Genomic DNA, 15197 nt, shown 5'->3' with positions numbered 1-15197 from the left:
GCGCTGCGCTGGTCATATCCGCCATTCTCTGCGGGCAACTGCAGCTTAGTCTTTCACTCAACCGAGGTGTCAATTGAAAACAATATGGGCTTGGGCTTGTCTGCCTTTTGCTTGGACTGCTGCGACGAATGTCGCCGCGCAGGATGGAAAACTCAGTCTGGAGATGTTGTATCACCCGACGCAGAAAGTGAAGTTTGAAACCCGTCCGCTGACGCGTCTGTCTTGGGATGCGCAAAACCGGCTGATCGAGACCCAGATTAAAGACGGTGCGCTGCAGCTGTTCGTGGTGAATCCGCACACCTGGGAAAAACAGGCACTTGCGGTCGATGGCAATATCGTGCAGATCTTGCGCCAGGCTGGCATAGAAGAAAATCAGCAAGTGGCGCTGGCTGAAAAGCTCGGTGCACAGATCACACCCGGTCAGACGGCCTATCTGTTCACCTATAAAAACGATCTATGGTTGTTGGACACCCAAAAAGCCCAGGCGCGCGAGTTGACGCATACCCCGGACCAGGTTGAAGACGAAGCGATTTTATCGCCGGATAATCGGTCCGTTGCCTACCTCAAGGGCAATGACATGTATGTCACCGATATCGCGACGGCGAAAGAAACCCGGCTTACGCATGATGGCAGTGAAACCAATTTTAATGGACGGCTGGATTGGGTCTATATGGAAGAGATTTATGGCCGGGGCAAATTGCGTGCGTTCTGGTGGTCGCCGGATTCCAAGCGTCTGGCTTTCCTAAATTTCGATGAGAGTAAGGTGCCCGTCTACACCCTGAGTGGTGATCACGCGCAGCCTGTCAAAACCGATCGCACCCGTTATCCCAAAGCAGGTGATCCGAATCCTACTGTGCGTTTAGGCGTGATCGATCAAGAAGGTAAAATCGCCTGGACAGAAAATCCTTACCCCGGCAAGGAGACTCTGATTGTGCAGGTAGGCTGGACGCCGGATGGTCGCTTGCTGGCCTCCTGGCAGGATCGGGTACAAACCTGGCTGGATCTGCGTTTGTATGACGCCAAGCGCAGCGCGAGTCAGGTGGTGGTGCATGAAAGCAGCCCGGCCTGGACCGAGCGTCTGCCTTTCCCGACTTTTCTGAAAGATGGTGGCTTCGTCTGGGAGTCAGATCGCACCGGGCATCGCCATGTGTATCGCTACGACCAGCAATTCCGTTTGGAGCATGCAGTTACCAAGGGCGACTGGGATGTGCGCACGGTGTATGGCGTGGACGAAGCGAATGGACGTGTGCTGTTTTCTGCCAATGAACGTAATCCTATCGGTAATGATGTGTATAGCATAGGGCTGGATGGTAAAGCTCAGCAGCGGCTGACGCAGGACAGCGGTACCCATCAGGTACGCTGGAACAAGACTTACAGCATGTTCCTTGATAGCTGGAGCAGTCTGAAGCAAACTCCGAAACAGGCCTTGCTGAGTGACAGCGGCAAAACATTGCGCGCGATCGATGATGTCGGTATGCCTGAGGCCATGAAAGGTGTGCGGCTGGCTAAAGTCAGTCAGCAACAGATCAAGGCGCGCGACGGCTTTTTATTAGAAAGCCTGCTGTATCTGCCACCGGATTTCGATCCTCAGAAAAAATACCCTGTGTATCAGCACTTGTATGCAGGCCCAATGGCGCCACAGGTGAATGACCGCTGGAGCAATGATCTCTACCATCATTTCCTTGCTCAGCAAGGTTATATTGTGTGGGTGCTGGATAACCGCAGCGCCAGTAATAAAGGTCTGGCGAGCGCCTGGCCTATCCATAAAAAACTGGGGCAGCTTGAATTACAGGATCAGCTTGATGGTCTGGAATGGCTGCGTCAGCAAGGATGGGCAGATATGGAACGCGTTGCGCTGAATGGCTGGAGTTATGGCGGTTATATGACCTCGTATGCCATGACGCATAGCAAGGCATGGAAGCTGGGGTTTGTCGGTGCACCTGTGACCGACTGGCATCTGTACGACAGCGTTTATACCGAACGCTACATGGGCCTGCCATCAGAGAATAAAGAAGGCTATGACAAGGGCAGTGTGCTCAAAGCCGCCAAGGATCTGCACGGTAAAATCCTGATCATGCATGGCACCATGGATGACAATGTTCATCCACAAAACGCCATCATGCTGATTGATGCGCTGATACAGAACGGCAAAGACTACAGCCTGCAACTCTACCCAGGCCAGGGCCATGGCCCACGCGGCGATTGGACGGTCTGGTCCTTGCAGAAAGCGAAATGGGAATTTTTGAAGAATAATTTGTAAGTCAGAGGCAATTTCAACGAGTCTGGAAATTGATGCAAGAGAAAGGGATGCTACGGCATCCCTTTTTTATTTTCTGACATGTTTGTCTGCAGCCAGGCTGAGCTTTCCGGTAAAAAACTTGCTTGCAAGTGAACAAAATAATTGAACTTCTGCAATCCTGGAATATATTGGATTGGCGACAATCCATACTTCTGGGAGGGGCGCTTTGCATAGCCTGACCGAGCAAGATATTCAGCAGATATTTCCTGTCTTAATGGAGGTGCTTCCCATCGGAGTCACCATTCTGGATAGAAATTTATATTTGCAATATATTAATTCAAGGCACGCTGAGCTGAATCATTTAAAGCTTGAGCAGCAACTGGGCAGGCATTTGCGTGAATTTTTACCGCAGGCTGCAGATGTGATCGAGCCAAAATTGCAGTTTGTGATTGATACCGGGCGCCCTCTGGTCAATCAGGAAATTCGGGGCTCCACGCCACTTGCCAATGGCCGTCACCTTTATCGCCTAGCATCGTATTACCCGGTGATGGCCGGGCAGAGCGTCAGTCACGTGGTTGCGATTATCCGTGATGCGGCAGTGGACGACTTCCAGCATCAGTTGCATACCGAGAGTCAGCAGCGGCTGTTGCGGGTGCTGGATAACCTGTTTGCTTTTGTTGGGGTACTTGATTTGGATGGCACACTGATCAATGCCAACCGAGCCCCACTGGAAGCGGCAGGGATCAGTTTAGCCGATGTGATCGGTAAAAAATTTTGGGATTGTTACTGGTGGTCTTACTGCTCAGACATACAGCAGCAACTGAAGGAAGCAATAGCGATATGCCAGCAAGGGGGGATTTCTCGCTTTGATGTTCCGGTACGTATGCTCAACGGAGAGCTGATGTGGATAGATTTTATGCTGGCTCCACTCAGGAATCAGGCTGGCGAAATCACACATTTGATACCCTCCGGTATCGATATTATGAAGCGGCATCAAAGTGAAGCTGCACTGCATCAGTCTGAGGAGAGATTGCGCTCCGTGATCGAGTCGTCAGATGATGCGATTATCACTAAGTCGCTGGATGGATTGGTGACCAGCTGGAACCCGGCTGCCGAGCGTCTGCTTGGTTATTCCTGCTCAGAAATGCTGGGGCAATCAATTACAAAATTATTCCCTTCTTCTAAAGTTCGCGAAGAACAGGAATTATTGAAACGGATAGCGAGCGGTGAGCGGGTCGCCTCATTTGAAACCGAGCGAATTCATCGCAATGGGAAAACGGTTTATGTCTCCATCACGATTTCACCACTCAGAGACCGGGCAGGAAAAGTGATTGGTGCCTGCAAGCTGGCCAGGGATATTTCGCCGCAAAAGCAACAAATGCAGATGTTGGAGCAGGCGCTGGAAGAAAAAACGGTGTTGCTGCATGAGGTGCATCACCGCGTCAAAAACAATTTGCAGATAGTCTCCAGCCTGCTTAATTTGCAGGCACGTAAAGCCAGTCCTGAAGTTGCCTCGGCACTCGGCGAGAGTCAGAGCCGGATTAAGTCTATGGCCTTGATACACCAGTTATTGTACGAGTCCAGCGATATGTCTGAAGTTGGTTTGTCTGATTTTCTGAAGGGCCTGATTAACTTATCGGGCTCGATGTATGGCATTGAAAAAAAAAGGAATACAGCTCAGGCTGGAGGATGATTCACAAGGCGTCTGTCTCGATATGCAGAGAATGATACCTTGTGGCCTGGCACTTAATGAGTTATTGCTCAATGCGATCAAACATGCGTTTCCTCAGGCTGAGGAGGGACTGATCGCGATCCGAATAGCACTGGAACATCGCTGTATCTGCATAGTCGTCAGTGACAATGGTTGTGGTTTGCCGCCGGGATTTCAATGGAAGTCCAGCTACGGACTCGGTAGTCAGCTGATTCCTATGTTTGTTCATCAATTGCACGCCGAGCTGTTAACCGAAAGCAATTCACTTGGCACTACTATCTCAATCCGTATCCCGATCAACGGGCTGGAGCACAACTATGCAGGCTGAACGTATCCTGATTGTCGAAGATGAACCGGTAGTCGCTTTAGACTTGCAACAAAGTCTGATGGAAATGGGGCATCAGGTACTGCCTATTGCGACCAGCTTTACAGAGGCGATCAAGGTGGTGCAACAAGACCAGCCCAGTCTGATTTTGATGGATATACATATCGACGGTGATACTGACGGGATCGATGCCTGCGAGATCATTTCCCAGCGTTGGAAGTTGCCGGTGATTTTCCTGACCGCCTATGCGGATGATCTGACGGTTAGTCGCGCTGCGAATGTAAAACCATTTGGCTATGTGATGAAGCCTTTTGAATCTAAGGAATTAATGGCGGTTATACAGGTCGCACGTTCGCGTCACAACACCGAAGGTATGCTGGCCGCGTCGGAGCAGCGCCTGACGATGGCCTTGGATGCGGCTCAGTTAGGGAGCTGGCAATGGTCACATCAGCATGACAAGCTGGAAGGCGATGAGCGTTTTTTCCGGATACTTGGCGGTGGCTTGCGGCCCTTCCAATGTAGCCTGGCTGACTTGCTGCATTTGGTGACTGAGCAAGACCGGAACAGGCTTAGTCACTGGTTTCAGCAAACAGAGTTTTTCAGCGACAGCTTTTGCATACCGCGTAGCGGGCAAGAGCCAGGTTGGATAGAAATATATGGGAAACTGATTGATAACCTGAACGGTGAGCAGGTGTTGATTGGTGCAGTACGCGATATCAGCTTGCGTAAACGAATGGAAGATCAGTTGCGCCAGGCCAGCGTTGTTTTCAGTGCGGCGGTTGAGGGCATGCTGATATTGGACGCAGAATGCAGGATCGTCAATGCGAACCCTGCTTTCTACCAGATGAGCCACTTTTCAGAGCAGGAAATTATGGGTGAAAATCCAGAAGATTTTTTACTGCTTAGACGAGAAAGCGACCCTTCCTATCTAACAATTGCCGCCAGTGAGCCTGGATATTGGACGGGGGAAGCACGCTGCAAACGTCAGGATGGCAGTCTGATCTCTATCTTGCAGCACGTCTGTGTGGTGCGCAATAGGGATGGGCAGACGCAGCAGATTGTCGTCTCCGTTTCTGATATCAGTTTTATCCGTGAAGCAGAGCAACAATTGGAACATCTGGCTTTTCATGATCCGCTGACGGGGATGGGAAATCGCTACCTGCTGGATCAGAGGCTGGCGCAGGAAATGTCGCTTAGCCAGGTTAACGGTGGCAATGTGGCCATTATCTTTATCGACCTCGATGGCTTTAAAGCGATTAATGACTCTATGGGACACCATATTGGTGACCGTTTGCTACAGGAAGCTGCGCGTCGTATCTCGGGCCAGATACGACGATATGATGAAGCGATACGGCTGGGTGGAGATGAGTTTGTCGTGATTGTGCCGAATCTGACGCAGCAAAGTGACGGCAGGCTGGTTGCTGACAAAATTTTGCAAGCTTTGTCTTTGCCAGTGCGTATCGATGAACATCAGTTCCGTATCGGCGCCAGTATTGGTATTGCCACCTTTCCTCAGGATGGTGATGGTTTAAGTGAAATCCTGAGTGCCGCCGACAGCGCGATGTATGAAGCCAAGCGCCAGGGTAAGGGCAGAATTTGCGTTTACACCAGCGATATGACCGACACGGTACGAACCCGTCTGAATCTGGAGCAATGCTTGCATCACGCATTGGAACGACAAGAGCTGGAACTGTACTACCAGCCGGTCTTCGATTTGGCAGAAGGAAGTTTGGTTGGATTTGAAGCCTTGATCCGTTGGAATCACCCGGTATCCGGATTGCTGCTGCCAGATCAGTTCATTCGTATTGCGGAAGAATGTGGATTGATACAAAGCATAGGCAGCTGGGTCTTAGATAGCGCTCTGCAGCAGCTGAGTCAGTGGAGTGAAACAACCGGAACTACACTGGTGATGGCCGTGAATGTCTCACCAAAACAATTTCTGCAGGACGATTTCCTGACATTGGTCGAGGCCGCATTACGCCGTTGGCAAGTGCCTGCGCATCAGTTGGAAATCGAAATTACAGAATCTACTTTGCAGGATTTTCAGCGTAGCCGTGGCATCGTCAGTGCTTTGCGTGGACTCGGAGTACGTGTTGCTATTGATGATTTCGGTACCGGTTACTCTTCGCTGGCTTTACTTAAACATTTACCGGTTTCCCGCATCAAAATCGACCGCTCGTTTATCCTCGCTTTACCTGATAATAAACGGGATCTTGGCCTGGTCAGCGTGATGCTGAAGATGGCCAGCAGCCTGGAGTTGCAAGTCACTGCGGAAGGCGTGGAAACCCGTCAGCAGGCTGAGGCCCTGCAGCAACTCGGCTGCCCGACAGTTCAGGGTTTTTACTACGGTTATCCATTACCTGCGGCAAGGGCTTTGCAGGGCGCATTCACCAGCGTACAGCGCTGTGATGACAAATGCTAACTGCTAAATGTAGCACTGGAATGAAGCAGATATTCGACAGGTGTATACCCTGATGTCGCGTGACTTGCGGGTGACTTCTGGCAGATTCAATGAGATTGTTCGCTGCTGCGTAGGTCCGTGACCTGCAGCAATTCAGCTGAGTAGAATCAGGTTTTCAACCCCACCCAGCGCGGTGTGAGCTGGTGGTCGACAGCAAACATATCAAGCACCCGGCCTATCGTGTGGTCGACCATTTCTTCTATGCTTTGTGGGCGCTGGTAAAAGCCGGGTAGCGGCGGAAAAATAACGCCGCCCATTTCTGTGACTGCGGTCATATTGCGCAAATGTGCGAGATTAAATGGCGTTTCCCTCACCATCAACACCAGACGGCGGCGTTCTTTGAGTACCACGTCGGCTGCGCGCGTGATCAGGTTATCCGATAAGCCGTGAGCGACCGCAGCCAGTGTCTTCATCGAGCACGGTGCGATGATCATGCCATCGGACAGGAAGGAGCCGCTGGCTATGCTGGCGCCGACATCGCGCACATTGTGTACCACGTCAGCCAGTGCTTCGACATCTTTGCGTTTGAGGTCTAGTTCCTGATGTATATTGAGCACACCTGCCTCGGACACCATGACATGGGTTTCAACTTCAGGCAGTGTACGCAAAATTTCCAGCAGACGGACGCCATATACCGCTCCGGTTGCGCCAGTGATGGCGACAATCAGACGTTTGCGGGGAATGGCGGCCGGCATGGAATCAGTCTTTCAGCAGGGATTGCAGTTCGCCGTTTTCAAACATTTCATTCATGATGTCAGAGCCACCAATGAATTCACCCTTGATGTATAACTGAGGAATAGTTGGCCAGTTAGAAAAGTCTTTGATACCTTGGCGCACGGCCGCATCTTCCAGCACATTGACGGTCACCAGGTTTTGTACGCCGCAGGCTTTCAGCAACTGAACAGCACGGCCAGAAAAGCCGCATTGTGGGAACTGGGCGGTTCCTTTCATAAACAGCACGACAGGGTTTTGGGTTACGGTTTCTTTGATCCAGCTTTGTACGTCGCTCATGGCAGTTTCCTTTAAAAACGAATGTTGCCATTATCCCAGATTTTGCGTTTAGCCGTATCGTCACAATGCCTTGTCTGTATGGCAAACACGGGCAGAATAAAAAAGCGACCGACTGCGTGGCAATCAGCCGCTTTATATCTGACTAAGTTGGCCAGATCAGCCGCGTAATTTAGCAAACGCTGCTGCCATCGCATTGTTGGCCGGTGCGGCCGCCTGATTGCGTGACTGATGCTGATTCAAACGCTTCGCATCTTGCCGGTCACCACGTTGTTCCGGTTTGCTGCCGGCTTGCGGTGCGCTGTCAGACAGGCGCATGGTGAGGGCGATACGCTGACGTTTGACATCCACTTCCAGCACTTTCACTTTCACCACCTGACCTGCCTTGACCACCGTGTGCGGATCTTTGACGAAGGTCGACGACAGTGCAGAAATATGCACCAGTCCATCCTGATGCACGCCAATGTCGACGAAGGCGCCGAAGGCTGCCACATTCGTGACTACGCCTTCCAGTATCATGTCAGGACGTAAATCCTTGATGTCTTCCACGCCATCCTTGAAGGTCGCAGTGGTGAATTCAGGGCGCGGATCACGGCCTGGTTTTTCCAGCTCTTTCAGAATATCGGTGACAGTCGGTACCCCAAATTTTTCGTCGGCGTAGCGCGCAGGACTCAGGGTCTTCAACAAACCGCTGTCGCCGATGACGGCCTTCACATCTTTTTGTATATCGGCCAGAATTTTTTCTACCAGCGGATAAGATTCCGGATGGACGGCGGAGGCGTCGAGCGGATTGCTGCCATTCATCACGCGCAAGAAACCAGCAGCCTGTTCAAAGGTTTTGTCACCCAGTCGTGGTACGGCGCGCAAATCGGCACGCGTGCTGAACATGCCTTTGGCATCGCGGTAATTCACGATGCTTTGAGCGACGCTGGCAGACAAGCCCGAAACCCGCGCCAATAAAGGCGCAGAGGCGGTATTCACGTCGACACCGACCGCATTCACACAGTCTTCCACCACTGCATCGAGCGAGCGTGCCAGCTGGGTCTGGCTGACGTCATGCTGATATTGACCGACACCGATGGATTTCGGATCGATCTTCACCAGCTCCGCCAGTGGGTCTTGCAGGCGGCGTGCAATCGATACTGCACCACGGATGGAGACATCCAGATCGGGCAATTCTTTAGACGCGAATTCCGAGGCGGAGTAAACCGACGCACCCGCTTCAGATACCACAATTTTAGTCAGCTTCAGTTCAGGCTTGAGCTTGATCAGATCCTGCGCCAGTTTGTCGGTTTCGCGTGAGGCCGTGCCGTTACCGATAGAGATCAGCGATACCTGATATTTTTCTGCCAGTTTTGCCAGCGTATGCAGAGAACCATCCCAGTCATTGCGTGGCTGATGTGGGTAAATCGTGGCATGTTCCATCACCTTGCCAGTCGCATCGACGATCGCGACTTTAACGCCGGTACGCAAGCCTGGATCCAGGCCCATGGTGGCGCGCGGTCCGGCTGGCGCTGCCAGTAATAAGTCTTTCAGATTGCGGGCAAAAACATGGATTGCCTCGATTTCTGCTTGTTCACGCAGCTTGCCCATCAGTTCGGTTTCCAGGTGCATGAACACCTTCACGCGCCAGGCCCAGCGTACGGTATCGGCCAGCCATTTATCCGCCGGGCGGTCTTTCTGGCTGATGCCAAAGCGTGCAGCGATACGGCCTTCGCAAGGGTTCAGCGGGGCATCCCATTTCGGTTTTTCTTCTTCGCTGTCAAGACGCAGTGTGACTGTCAGCATTTCTTCACGGCGACCACGGAACAAGGCCAATGCACGGTGTGAAGGAATGGTGCTCAGCGTTTCTGAATAGTCGAAATAATCAGCGAACTTTTCGCCCGCATCCTGCTTACCTTCCACCACTTTAGATTCCACGATGCCGTGCTCATTCAGGTATTCACGCAGGGTTTGCAGCAGGGTCGCATCCTCGGCAAAACGTTCCATCAGGATCTGGCGCGCACCATCCAGCGCAGCTTTGACATCGGCCACACCGGGATTGTCGCCATTAGCGGTGGTGAAGGCGGGCTTGAGATAAGCGGCTGCCTCTGTTTCGGGATGCAGAGCGGGATTGGCGAGCAAGGCATCGGCTAAAGGCTGCAGGCCAGCCTCTACTGCGATCTGGGCCTTGGTGCGACGTTTAGGTTTATAAGGCAGGTACAGGTCTTCCAGCCGGGTTTTATCTTCTGCCAGGCTGACTGCTGCGAGCAGGTCGGGCGTCATTTTGCCCTGTTCCTCAATCGAGGCGATGATGGCTGCACGGCGGTCTTCCAGTTCACGCAGATAGCGCAGCCGCTCTTCCAGTAAACGTAACTGGGTATCGTCGAGGCCGCCGGTAACTTCTTTACGATAACGGGCAATGAACGGCACGGTCGCACCTTCATCCAGCAGGGCGACAGCGGCTGCTACCTGTACCGGTTTGGCAACGAGTTCTACGGCGAGTCTTTGTTCAATTGAAGGCAACATAAATCCAGCATCCAGACATAAAAAAGCAATGAAGGCGCTGATGATACGCAATTTGCGGCTTTGCGCCAGTCTTGACAGCCAGACTGGCAGGGGGTAGAACTCGCTGCGCTGGCCATCAGCGATGCTGTGTCTGCAGCGCCAGCCTTACCTGAATTGGAAACACTTGTAAAAACAAACAGGAGAAATCCGCTTTGCCTCCTCAGCTTTTCATTTGCCTCGCACGTTGCTTGCAAGCTGCTCTGGCATGTTTTTGCCTGATGCTGCAGCCAGTGCTGGCACAGAGTTCAAGCGCGGCACAGAGCTTATCATTCCGGTTTGCAGACGGCGCTTATGCAAATTATTTTTATCTGGACAAGGAGAATCACGCGCAGAGCGGCCTGGTGCAGGCCGCGGATAGCAGCCACGAAAACTGGATCTTCGTCGTCGGTGGTTCTGGCTGCGCGAGTATGGGACGCTATTTGCCCGGCTACTTTCGCGGTCTGGAAGGCGAATCAGGTGTTAGTCGTATCTGGTTGTTACAGAAACGCCATGTCGCTGCGCAGGATGATGGCAGCAATTGCAGCGCCGCCTTTGTGCAGGACGATCATTTTAGCCGCTGGCAGGCAGATCAGCTGGAGTTCATCCGTTTTCAGCTCGCACAAGTCCCGACCGACAAAACGATACGTGTGGTCATGATGGGTATTTCTGAAGGTGCGGAGCTGGCCCCGGTGTTGGCGCTGGCATTGCCCGTCACTACCCATCTGGTGTTGCTGGCGCATAGTGGGGATGGCGCGATGGGAACGTATCAGACGCTGGCCCGGGCTTACGGCCATATGCATTCAGGGTGGAAGCAGTTGCAGGCCGCGCTGAGGTTGGCGCCAGCCGATCCGGATCGCAGCCTTATTCATGGCCGCAGCTGGCGCTATTGGTCAGAAATTCGTGCCGTGGAGCATCAGAGTAATTTGCGGGCATGGAAGGGGCCGGTCTTGTGGGCATATGGCGACGCAGATGCGCTGATTCCTAAAGATGCCAAGAGTAAATTGCAACAAATGGTTAAGCCAGCGTCTGGACAATGGCGAATCTGTGTCTTTCCCGGTGCAGATCATGGCTTACTCAGCCCGGATCATACTTACTTGCCAGATTTTATGTGGCAGCTGGATCGTTGGCTGGCATCTTATTCCGCACTTGATCCTTGTCTGGAGTAAATATCACTTCGATGACTGTGCTGAGACAATGCGGCAAAGGGATTCAACAGAGGCTTGAGTTAAGTTAGGTTTTTTACAAATAATTACAATTATAAGTAGTTATTTGTTATTTTGATAATGTAAAAATACTTGTTTTACATATAATCCTATGCTCATGTGAAATTGTTATATTTCGACAATTTTTACCTCTCTTAATGGTTTCCCCTTTATTTTCCTTTCCTTCCAGAACTATGCGCATTTCTAATTTTGCAGTGACTCCGCTGGTAGCGGCACTCGTACTCACGGGTTGCGTGACCACTCCTACCCACGAAAGCAAGGTGGCCGCTTCTCTGGCGGTGGCAAAAACCGGTCAGATTGAAGAGGCGATACAGCAGGTTGAAGCGCAGACTCAGGGCAAGAATGAAAATGACCTGCTGCTGAATCTGGAAAAAGGCGAGTTAATGCGCATTGGCAAGCGCTATCAGGACAGTCTGAATGCCCTGAATGTGGCGGACACCAAGGTCAAAGAGTGGGAAGAGAATGCTAAGAGTAATCCGCAAAAACTGATGGCGCAGATAGGCGCGACGCTGATGGGCGATGCCAGCCGTGACTATGAAGGCCAGGATTACGAAAAAGTGATGCTGACTATCCGTATGGCGATGAACCGTATTAATCTGGGTGACCTGGATACAGCGCGGGTAGACATTAAGCGCACGCATGAACGTGAAGCGGTGATTGCAGAATTCCGCTCCAAAGAAACTGTGGCGGCGGAAGAAGAAGCCAAGTCCAAAGGCGTCAGTACCGGCAATAAAGAATTGAATGGCTATCCGGTCGAAACCCTGAATGATCCAGAAGTTTTGAAGCTGAAAAACGGTTATCAGAATGCGCTCAGCCATTATCTTTCCGGCTTTGTTTACGAAGCACTCAATGAGCCTGGTCTGGCTGCACCCGGCTATCGTAAAGCGATTGAATTGCGTCCGGAATTGCCGGTGCTGGAAGAGGGCTTGAAGGGATTAGATCAGCGTACCAGTTTCCGGCGCAAGAAAGGTGTGACTGATGTGTTGTTCGTAGTTGAAGCGGGTAATTCGCCAGCGCGTCAATCGAAAAAACTGACCTTGCCAATTCCTACCGGACGTGGACTGATCACCATGTCGCTGGCTTTCCCAGTGATTTATCCGGATAAAGATGCACCGCAGATCAATACCATTCAGGTTGGAAATCAGAGTCTGCCGACAGCCTTGATTACTGATTTTAACGTGATGGCACGCCGTGCCTTGAAAGATGAACTGCCAGGCATTTATACCCGTGCTGCAATCCGCGCGGCGGTGAAAGGTGTGGCGCAGGATCAGATCAATAAAAATTTTGGTGCCTTAGCCGGTTTGGCCGCCAATATCGCAGTTGCCGCGACGGAGAGCAATGCCGATGACCGCATGTGGCGCAGTCTGCCAGAGCGCGTATTCGTGGCACGTGCCTTCCTGCCGCCGGGTGATTACGACGTGAACTTCACCGGCCGTCCTGGCGAAACCAGTAAAATTTCAGTGGATGGCCGCTACATGGTGGTGCCGGTCCGTTTGTATCAAAACAAAACCTATCTGGGTGATCTGGCCAAATTTGGTACAGTAACGCCAGTGGCTCAGGTCGAGGATAAGCCTGCCACCACCGCACATGATGCGAAGCCGGCAGCAAAGAAAAACGCCGTTAAAACTAAACCTGCACAGGGCGCCACGAACACAGGTGCGACTGCAGTAAAAACCAATTAATTGTCTCGCAAAGGATAAGACATGTTGAAAAATGCCCGCGTAATCGCAATCAGCGCCTTACTCGCTGCGTGCTGGATGGCTCCGGCCCACGCAGCTAACGATATCCCGAATGCCTCATCGGCAGGCATCGCCGCCAAGCTGATGGTGCGTGGCACGCTGGAAGGCGTACAGGTCGTGGATTTGCGCTCACAGCGTCGCAATGATGTGATGGTGGTACAGGCTGAAATGCTGAATCTGACCGACAAAGATGTGCGTGTGTACTACCGCTTCCGCTGGACCGATGCGGCGGGTATGCAAGTCGGTGATGGTGAGGTCTGGAAGCCGCTGACCATACTCGGCCGTCAGAGCCAACTGATCAAAGGCACAGCCTACGGTCCGCAGGCAAGTGACTTCAAAATCGAAATGAGTGCTGAGCCACGCTGAGCACCGCACCAGTCATTAATTTAAGGAATTTACTCATGAAACAATTCGCAAAATTGTCCAAAATGATTTGTCTGCTGGCGCTGGCTGGCGTATCGCTGACTGCATGTCAGACCAAGTTGTCGCAACCCACTGTCAGCCTGGCGCGTCAGGTCAGCTATGGCGATAACAAGGCAGTAGAAACCGTCACGAATGAATTTGGTTCTACGGATCTGCAAATGATTGCAGAAAAAATGGTGGGTTCTTTGCTCGAAGATCCGGTACTCGCCAATCGTCCTACGTTGACATTGGCCGGTGTGCGTAACAAGACCAGCGAATACATCGATACCAAGTCGATCATGAACAGTATTCAGACTGCACTGGTGAAAAGTAGAAAAGTGAAATTCACCCGCAGCGCTGACGAAATGCAGCAAGGTGTGGATGAGTTGCAGCGCCAGAATCAAAGCGGCCTGTACAAAGCACAGGGCAAGGCGAAAATCGGTAATATGACTGCAGCGAAATATTCACTGGAAGGTGAAATCGTTTCCATCGTCAAGCAGAACGCAACCACCAAAGACGTGTTCTACAAAATGACTCTGAAACTGTACGACATCGAAGAAGGTTCGATCGAGTGGCAGGACGAAAAAGAAATCCGCAAGACATCCAAAAAATAATTTTCCGGTAAAGGAAGCACGATGTTGAATGTGAAACAAATGATCGCTGCGCTGGCCTGTGGCCTGGCCAGCATCAGCGCCTATGCCGCTGAGCCTAAGATAGCGGTGACTGATCTGACCTATGAAGAAAAAGTCAGCGAATATTTTCGTGTAGTGTCCGCCTCCAGCAAAAGTAGTGTCAAAGGCAGTTACAGCGAGCGTGAAACAGACCGCAGCTATTCACAGCGAGGTCACGTAGACGCTAAGAGCGAAAGTAATTATTTTGAAGCTGAAGGCTATTACACCTATATCGATCGTGGTGAATTGAAAACTTACACGGCTGATTTGAAAGGTGCCTTACTCAAAGGTGGTGGCGTACATCTGATTCAGGCCCGCCCTTATGTCGGTAAGCCAATGGAGAAAATTTTCGACATCATTGGTCGTATCAAACAAGGGATGTATCCAGGCGCGGATTATGTGTTGTTTGGTACCGTCAGTAATATCCAGTTCCGTCAGGAGAGCAATCAACTGCAATACGGAAATTCCATGACAGCCAGTTTGTCGCTGGATCTGGTGGCTGATTTTAGTCTTATCAACACCAAGACCTATGAAGTAAAAGCAGCATTCAGTGCCAGTGGCTCCGGTGTGGATACCAAGATCATCAGCCGTGCCGGTGATCGTGTCGTATTCAACCGTGGTAAAGTCATGCAGGAAACTTCGCGCAGTCTGGCAGAAGCGGCCTATGGTGAACTGATGGTGCAGTTTGGCCTGCCACGCGGCGCCAATCGCCCGGCTAACACAGGCAATGCTGCCCAGCCTGTCGTGACACCGGCGCCGGAACCGGTGACTGTGTATCGATAAGTGCCAGCATATTGGTATCAGAGGCATCAGTGCAGTACGCTGGTGTCAGTGAGTCAAAAAAACAGCCAGCAAAAAATGCTGGCTGTTTTTTTATGTCTTATCCCTGGAG

At 51.7% G+C, this 15197-nt stretch carries 12 protein-coding genes; 9 read left to right on the top strand and 3 right to left on the bottom strand.

Annotation, left to right across the window (positions count from 1 at the left end; all coding sequences use genetic code 11):
- The first annotated feature begins 73 nt into the window (after positions 1-73).
- The 4 genes from H8K47_RS13550 (at position 74) to H8K47_RS13535 (ending at position 6697) form a co-directional block, all read left to right on the top strand.
- Positions 74-2260: a S9 family peptidase gene (locus tag H8K47_RS13550; RefSeq protein ID WP_186881949.1), complete on the top strand. Its 2187-nt coding sequence runs from the start codon at positions 74-76 to the stop codon at positions 2258-2260.
- Positions 2261-2513: 253 nt separating this feature from the next.
- Entirely contained in the window at positions 2514-3932 is a 1419-nt protein-coding gene (locus H8K47_RS13545; protein ID WP_230410213.1) for a PAS domain-containing protein, read from the top strand.
- The gene (locus tag H8K47_RS13540) at positions 3889-4278 is read left to right on the top strand and encodes an ATP-binding protein (protein ID WP_186881947.1); all 390 of its coding nucleotides are present in this window, start codon (positions 3889-3891) and stop codon (positions 4276-4278) included. The genes H8K47_RS13545 and H8K47_RS13540 overlap by 44 nt, the downstream gene beginning before the upstream one ends.
- Positions 4268-6697 carry a two-component system response regulator gene (locus H8K47_RS13535; RefSeq protein WP_186881946.1) on the top strand — a complete coding sequence of 810 codons (2430 nt, stop codon included), beginning with the start codon at positions 4268-4270 and terminating at the stop codon, positions 6695-6697. The genes H8K47_RS13540 and H8K47_RS13535 overlap by 11 nt, the downstream gene beginning before the upstream one ends.
- A 146-nt stretch (positions 6698-6843) precedes the next feature.
- Here the strand turns inward: H8K47_RS13535 and H8K47_RS13530 are convergent, their stop codons facing one another.
- From H8K47_RS13530 to H8K47_RS13520, 3 genes are all read right to left on the bottom strand, one after another.
- Positions 6844-7431 carry a UbiX family flavin prenyltransferase gene (locus H8K47_RS13530; protein WP_186881945.1) on the bottom strand — a complete coding sequence of 196 codons (588 nt, stop codon included), beginning with the start codon at positions 7429-7431 and terminating at the stop codon, positions 6844-6846.
- A 4-nt stretch (positions 7432-7435) separates the two neighbouring features.
- Positions 7436-7747, bottom strand: a complete 312-nt coding sequence (grxD, locus tag H8K47_RS13525; protein WP_186881944.1) for a Grx4 family monothiol glutaredoxin — start codon at positions 7745-7747, stop codon at positions 7436-7438.
- Positions 7748-7903: 156 nt separating this feature from the next.
- Positions 7904-10252, bottom strand: coding sequence for a Tex family protein (locus H8K47_RS13520; protein ID WP_186881943.1), 2349 nt, complete (start codon positions 10250-10252; stop codon positions 7904-7906).
- A 257-nt stretch (positions 10253-10509) separates the two neighbouring features.
- On the opposite strand from H8K47_RS13520, the gene H8K47_RS13515 reads away from it, so the two are divergent.
- The 5 genes from H8K47_RS13515 (at position 10510) to H8K47_RS13495 (ending at position 15088) form a co-directional block, all read left to right on the top strand.
- On the top strand, positions 10510-11436 hold the full coding sequence (locus H8K47_RS13515; RefSeq protein ID WP_186881942.1) for a dienelactone hydrolase family protein: 927 nt from the start codon (positions 10510-10512) through the stop codon (positions 11434-11436).
- 230 nt (positions 11437-11666) lie between these two features.
- Positions 11667-13175: a COG3014 family protein gene (locus H8K47_RS13510; protein WP_186881941.1), complete on the top strand. Its 1509-nt coding sequence runs from the start codon at positions 11667-11669 to the stop codon at positions 13173-13175.
- Between the two features lie 21 nt (positions 13176-13196).
- Positions 13197-13598 (top strand): YcfL family putative periplasmic lipoprotein, encoded by a 402-nt coding sequence (locus H8K47_RS13505; RefSeq protein ID WP_186881940.1) that lies wholly within the window; start codon positions 13197-13199, stop codon positions 13596-13598.
- A gap of 35 nt (positions 13599-13633) precedes the next feature.
- The gene (lpoB, locus tag H8K47_RS13500) at positions 13634-14248 is read left to right on the top strand and encodes a penicillin-binding protein activator LpoB (protein WP_186881939.1); all 615 of its coding nucleotides are present in this window, start codon (positions 13634-13636) and stop codon (positions 14246-14248) included.
- A 21-nt stretch (positions 14249-14269) separates the two neighbouring features.
- Positions 14270-15088 carry a penicillin-binding protein activator LpoB gene (locus H8K47_RS13495; protein WP_186881938.1) on the top strand — a complete coding sequence of 273 codons (819 nt, stop codon included), beginning with the start codon at positions 14270-14272 and terminating at the stop codon, positions 15086-15088.
- The last annotated feature ends 109 nt before the right edge of the window (positions 15089-15197 follow it).

This window comes from Cognatundibacterium rugosum (genome assembly GCF_014284365.1).
GTDB lineage: Bacteria > Pseudomonadota > Gammaproteobacteria > Burkholderiales > Burkholderiaceae_D > Undibacterium > Undibacterium rugosum.
Note: the sequence above shows the minus strand (reverse complement) of the source record. Positions and strands in the feature narration are given on the sequence as shown.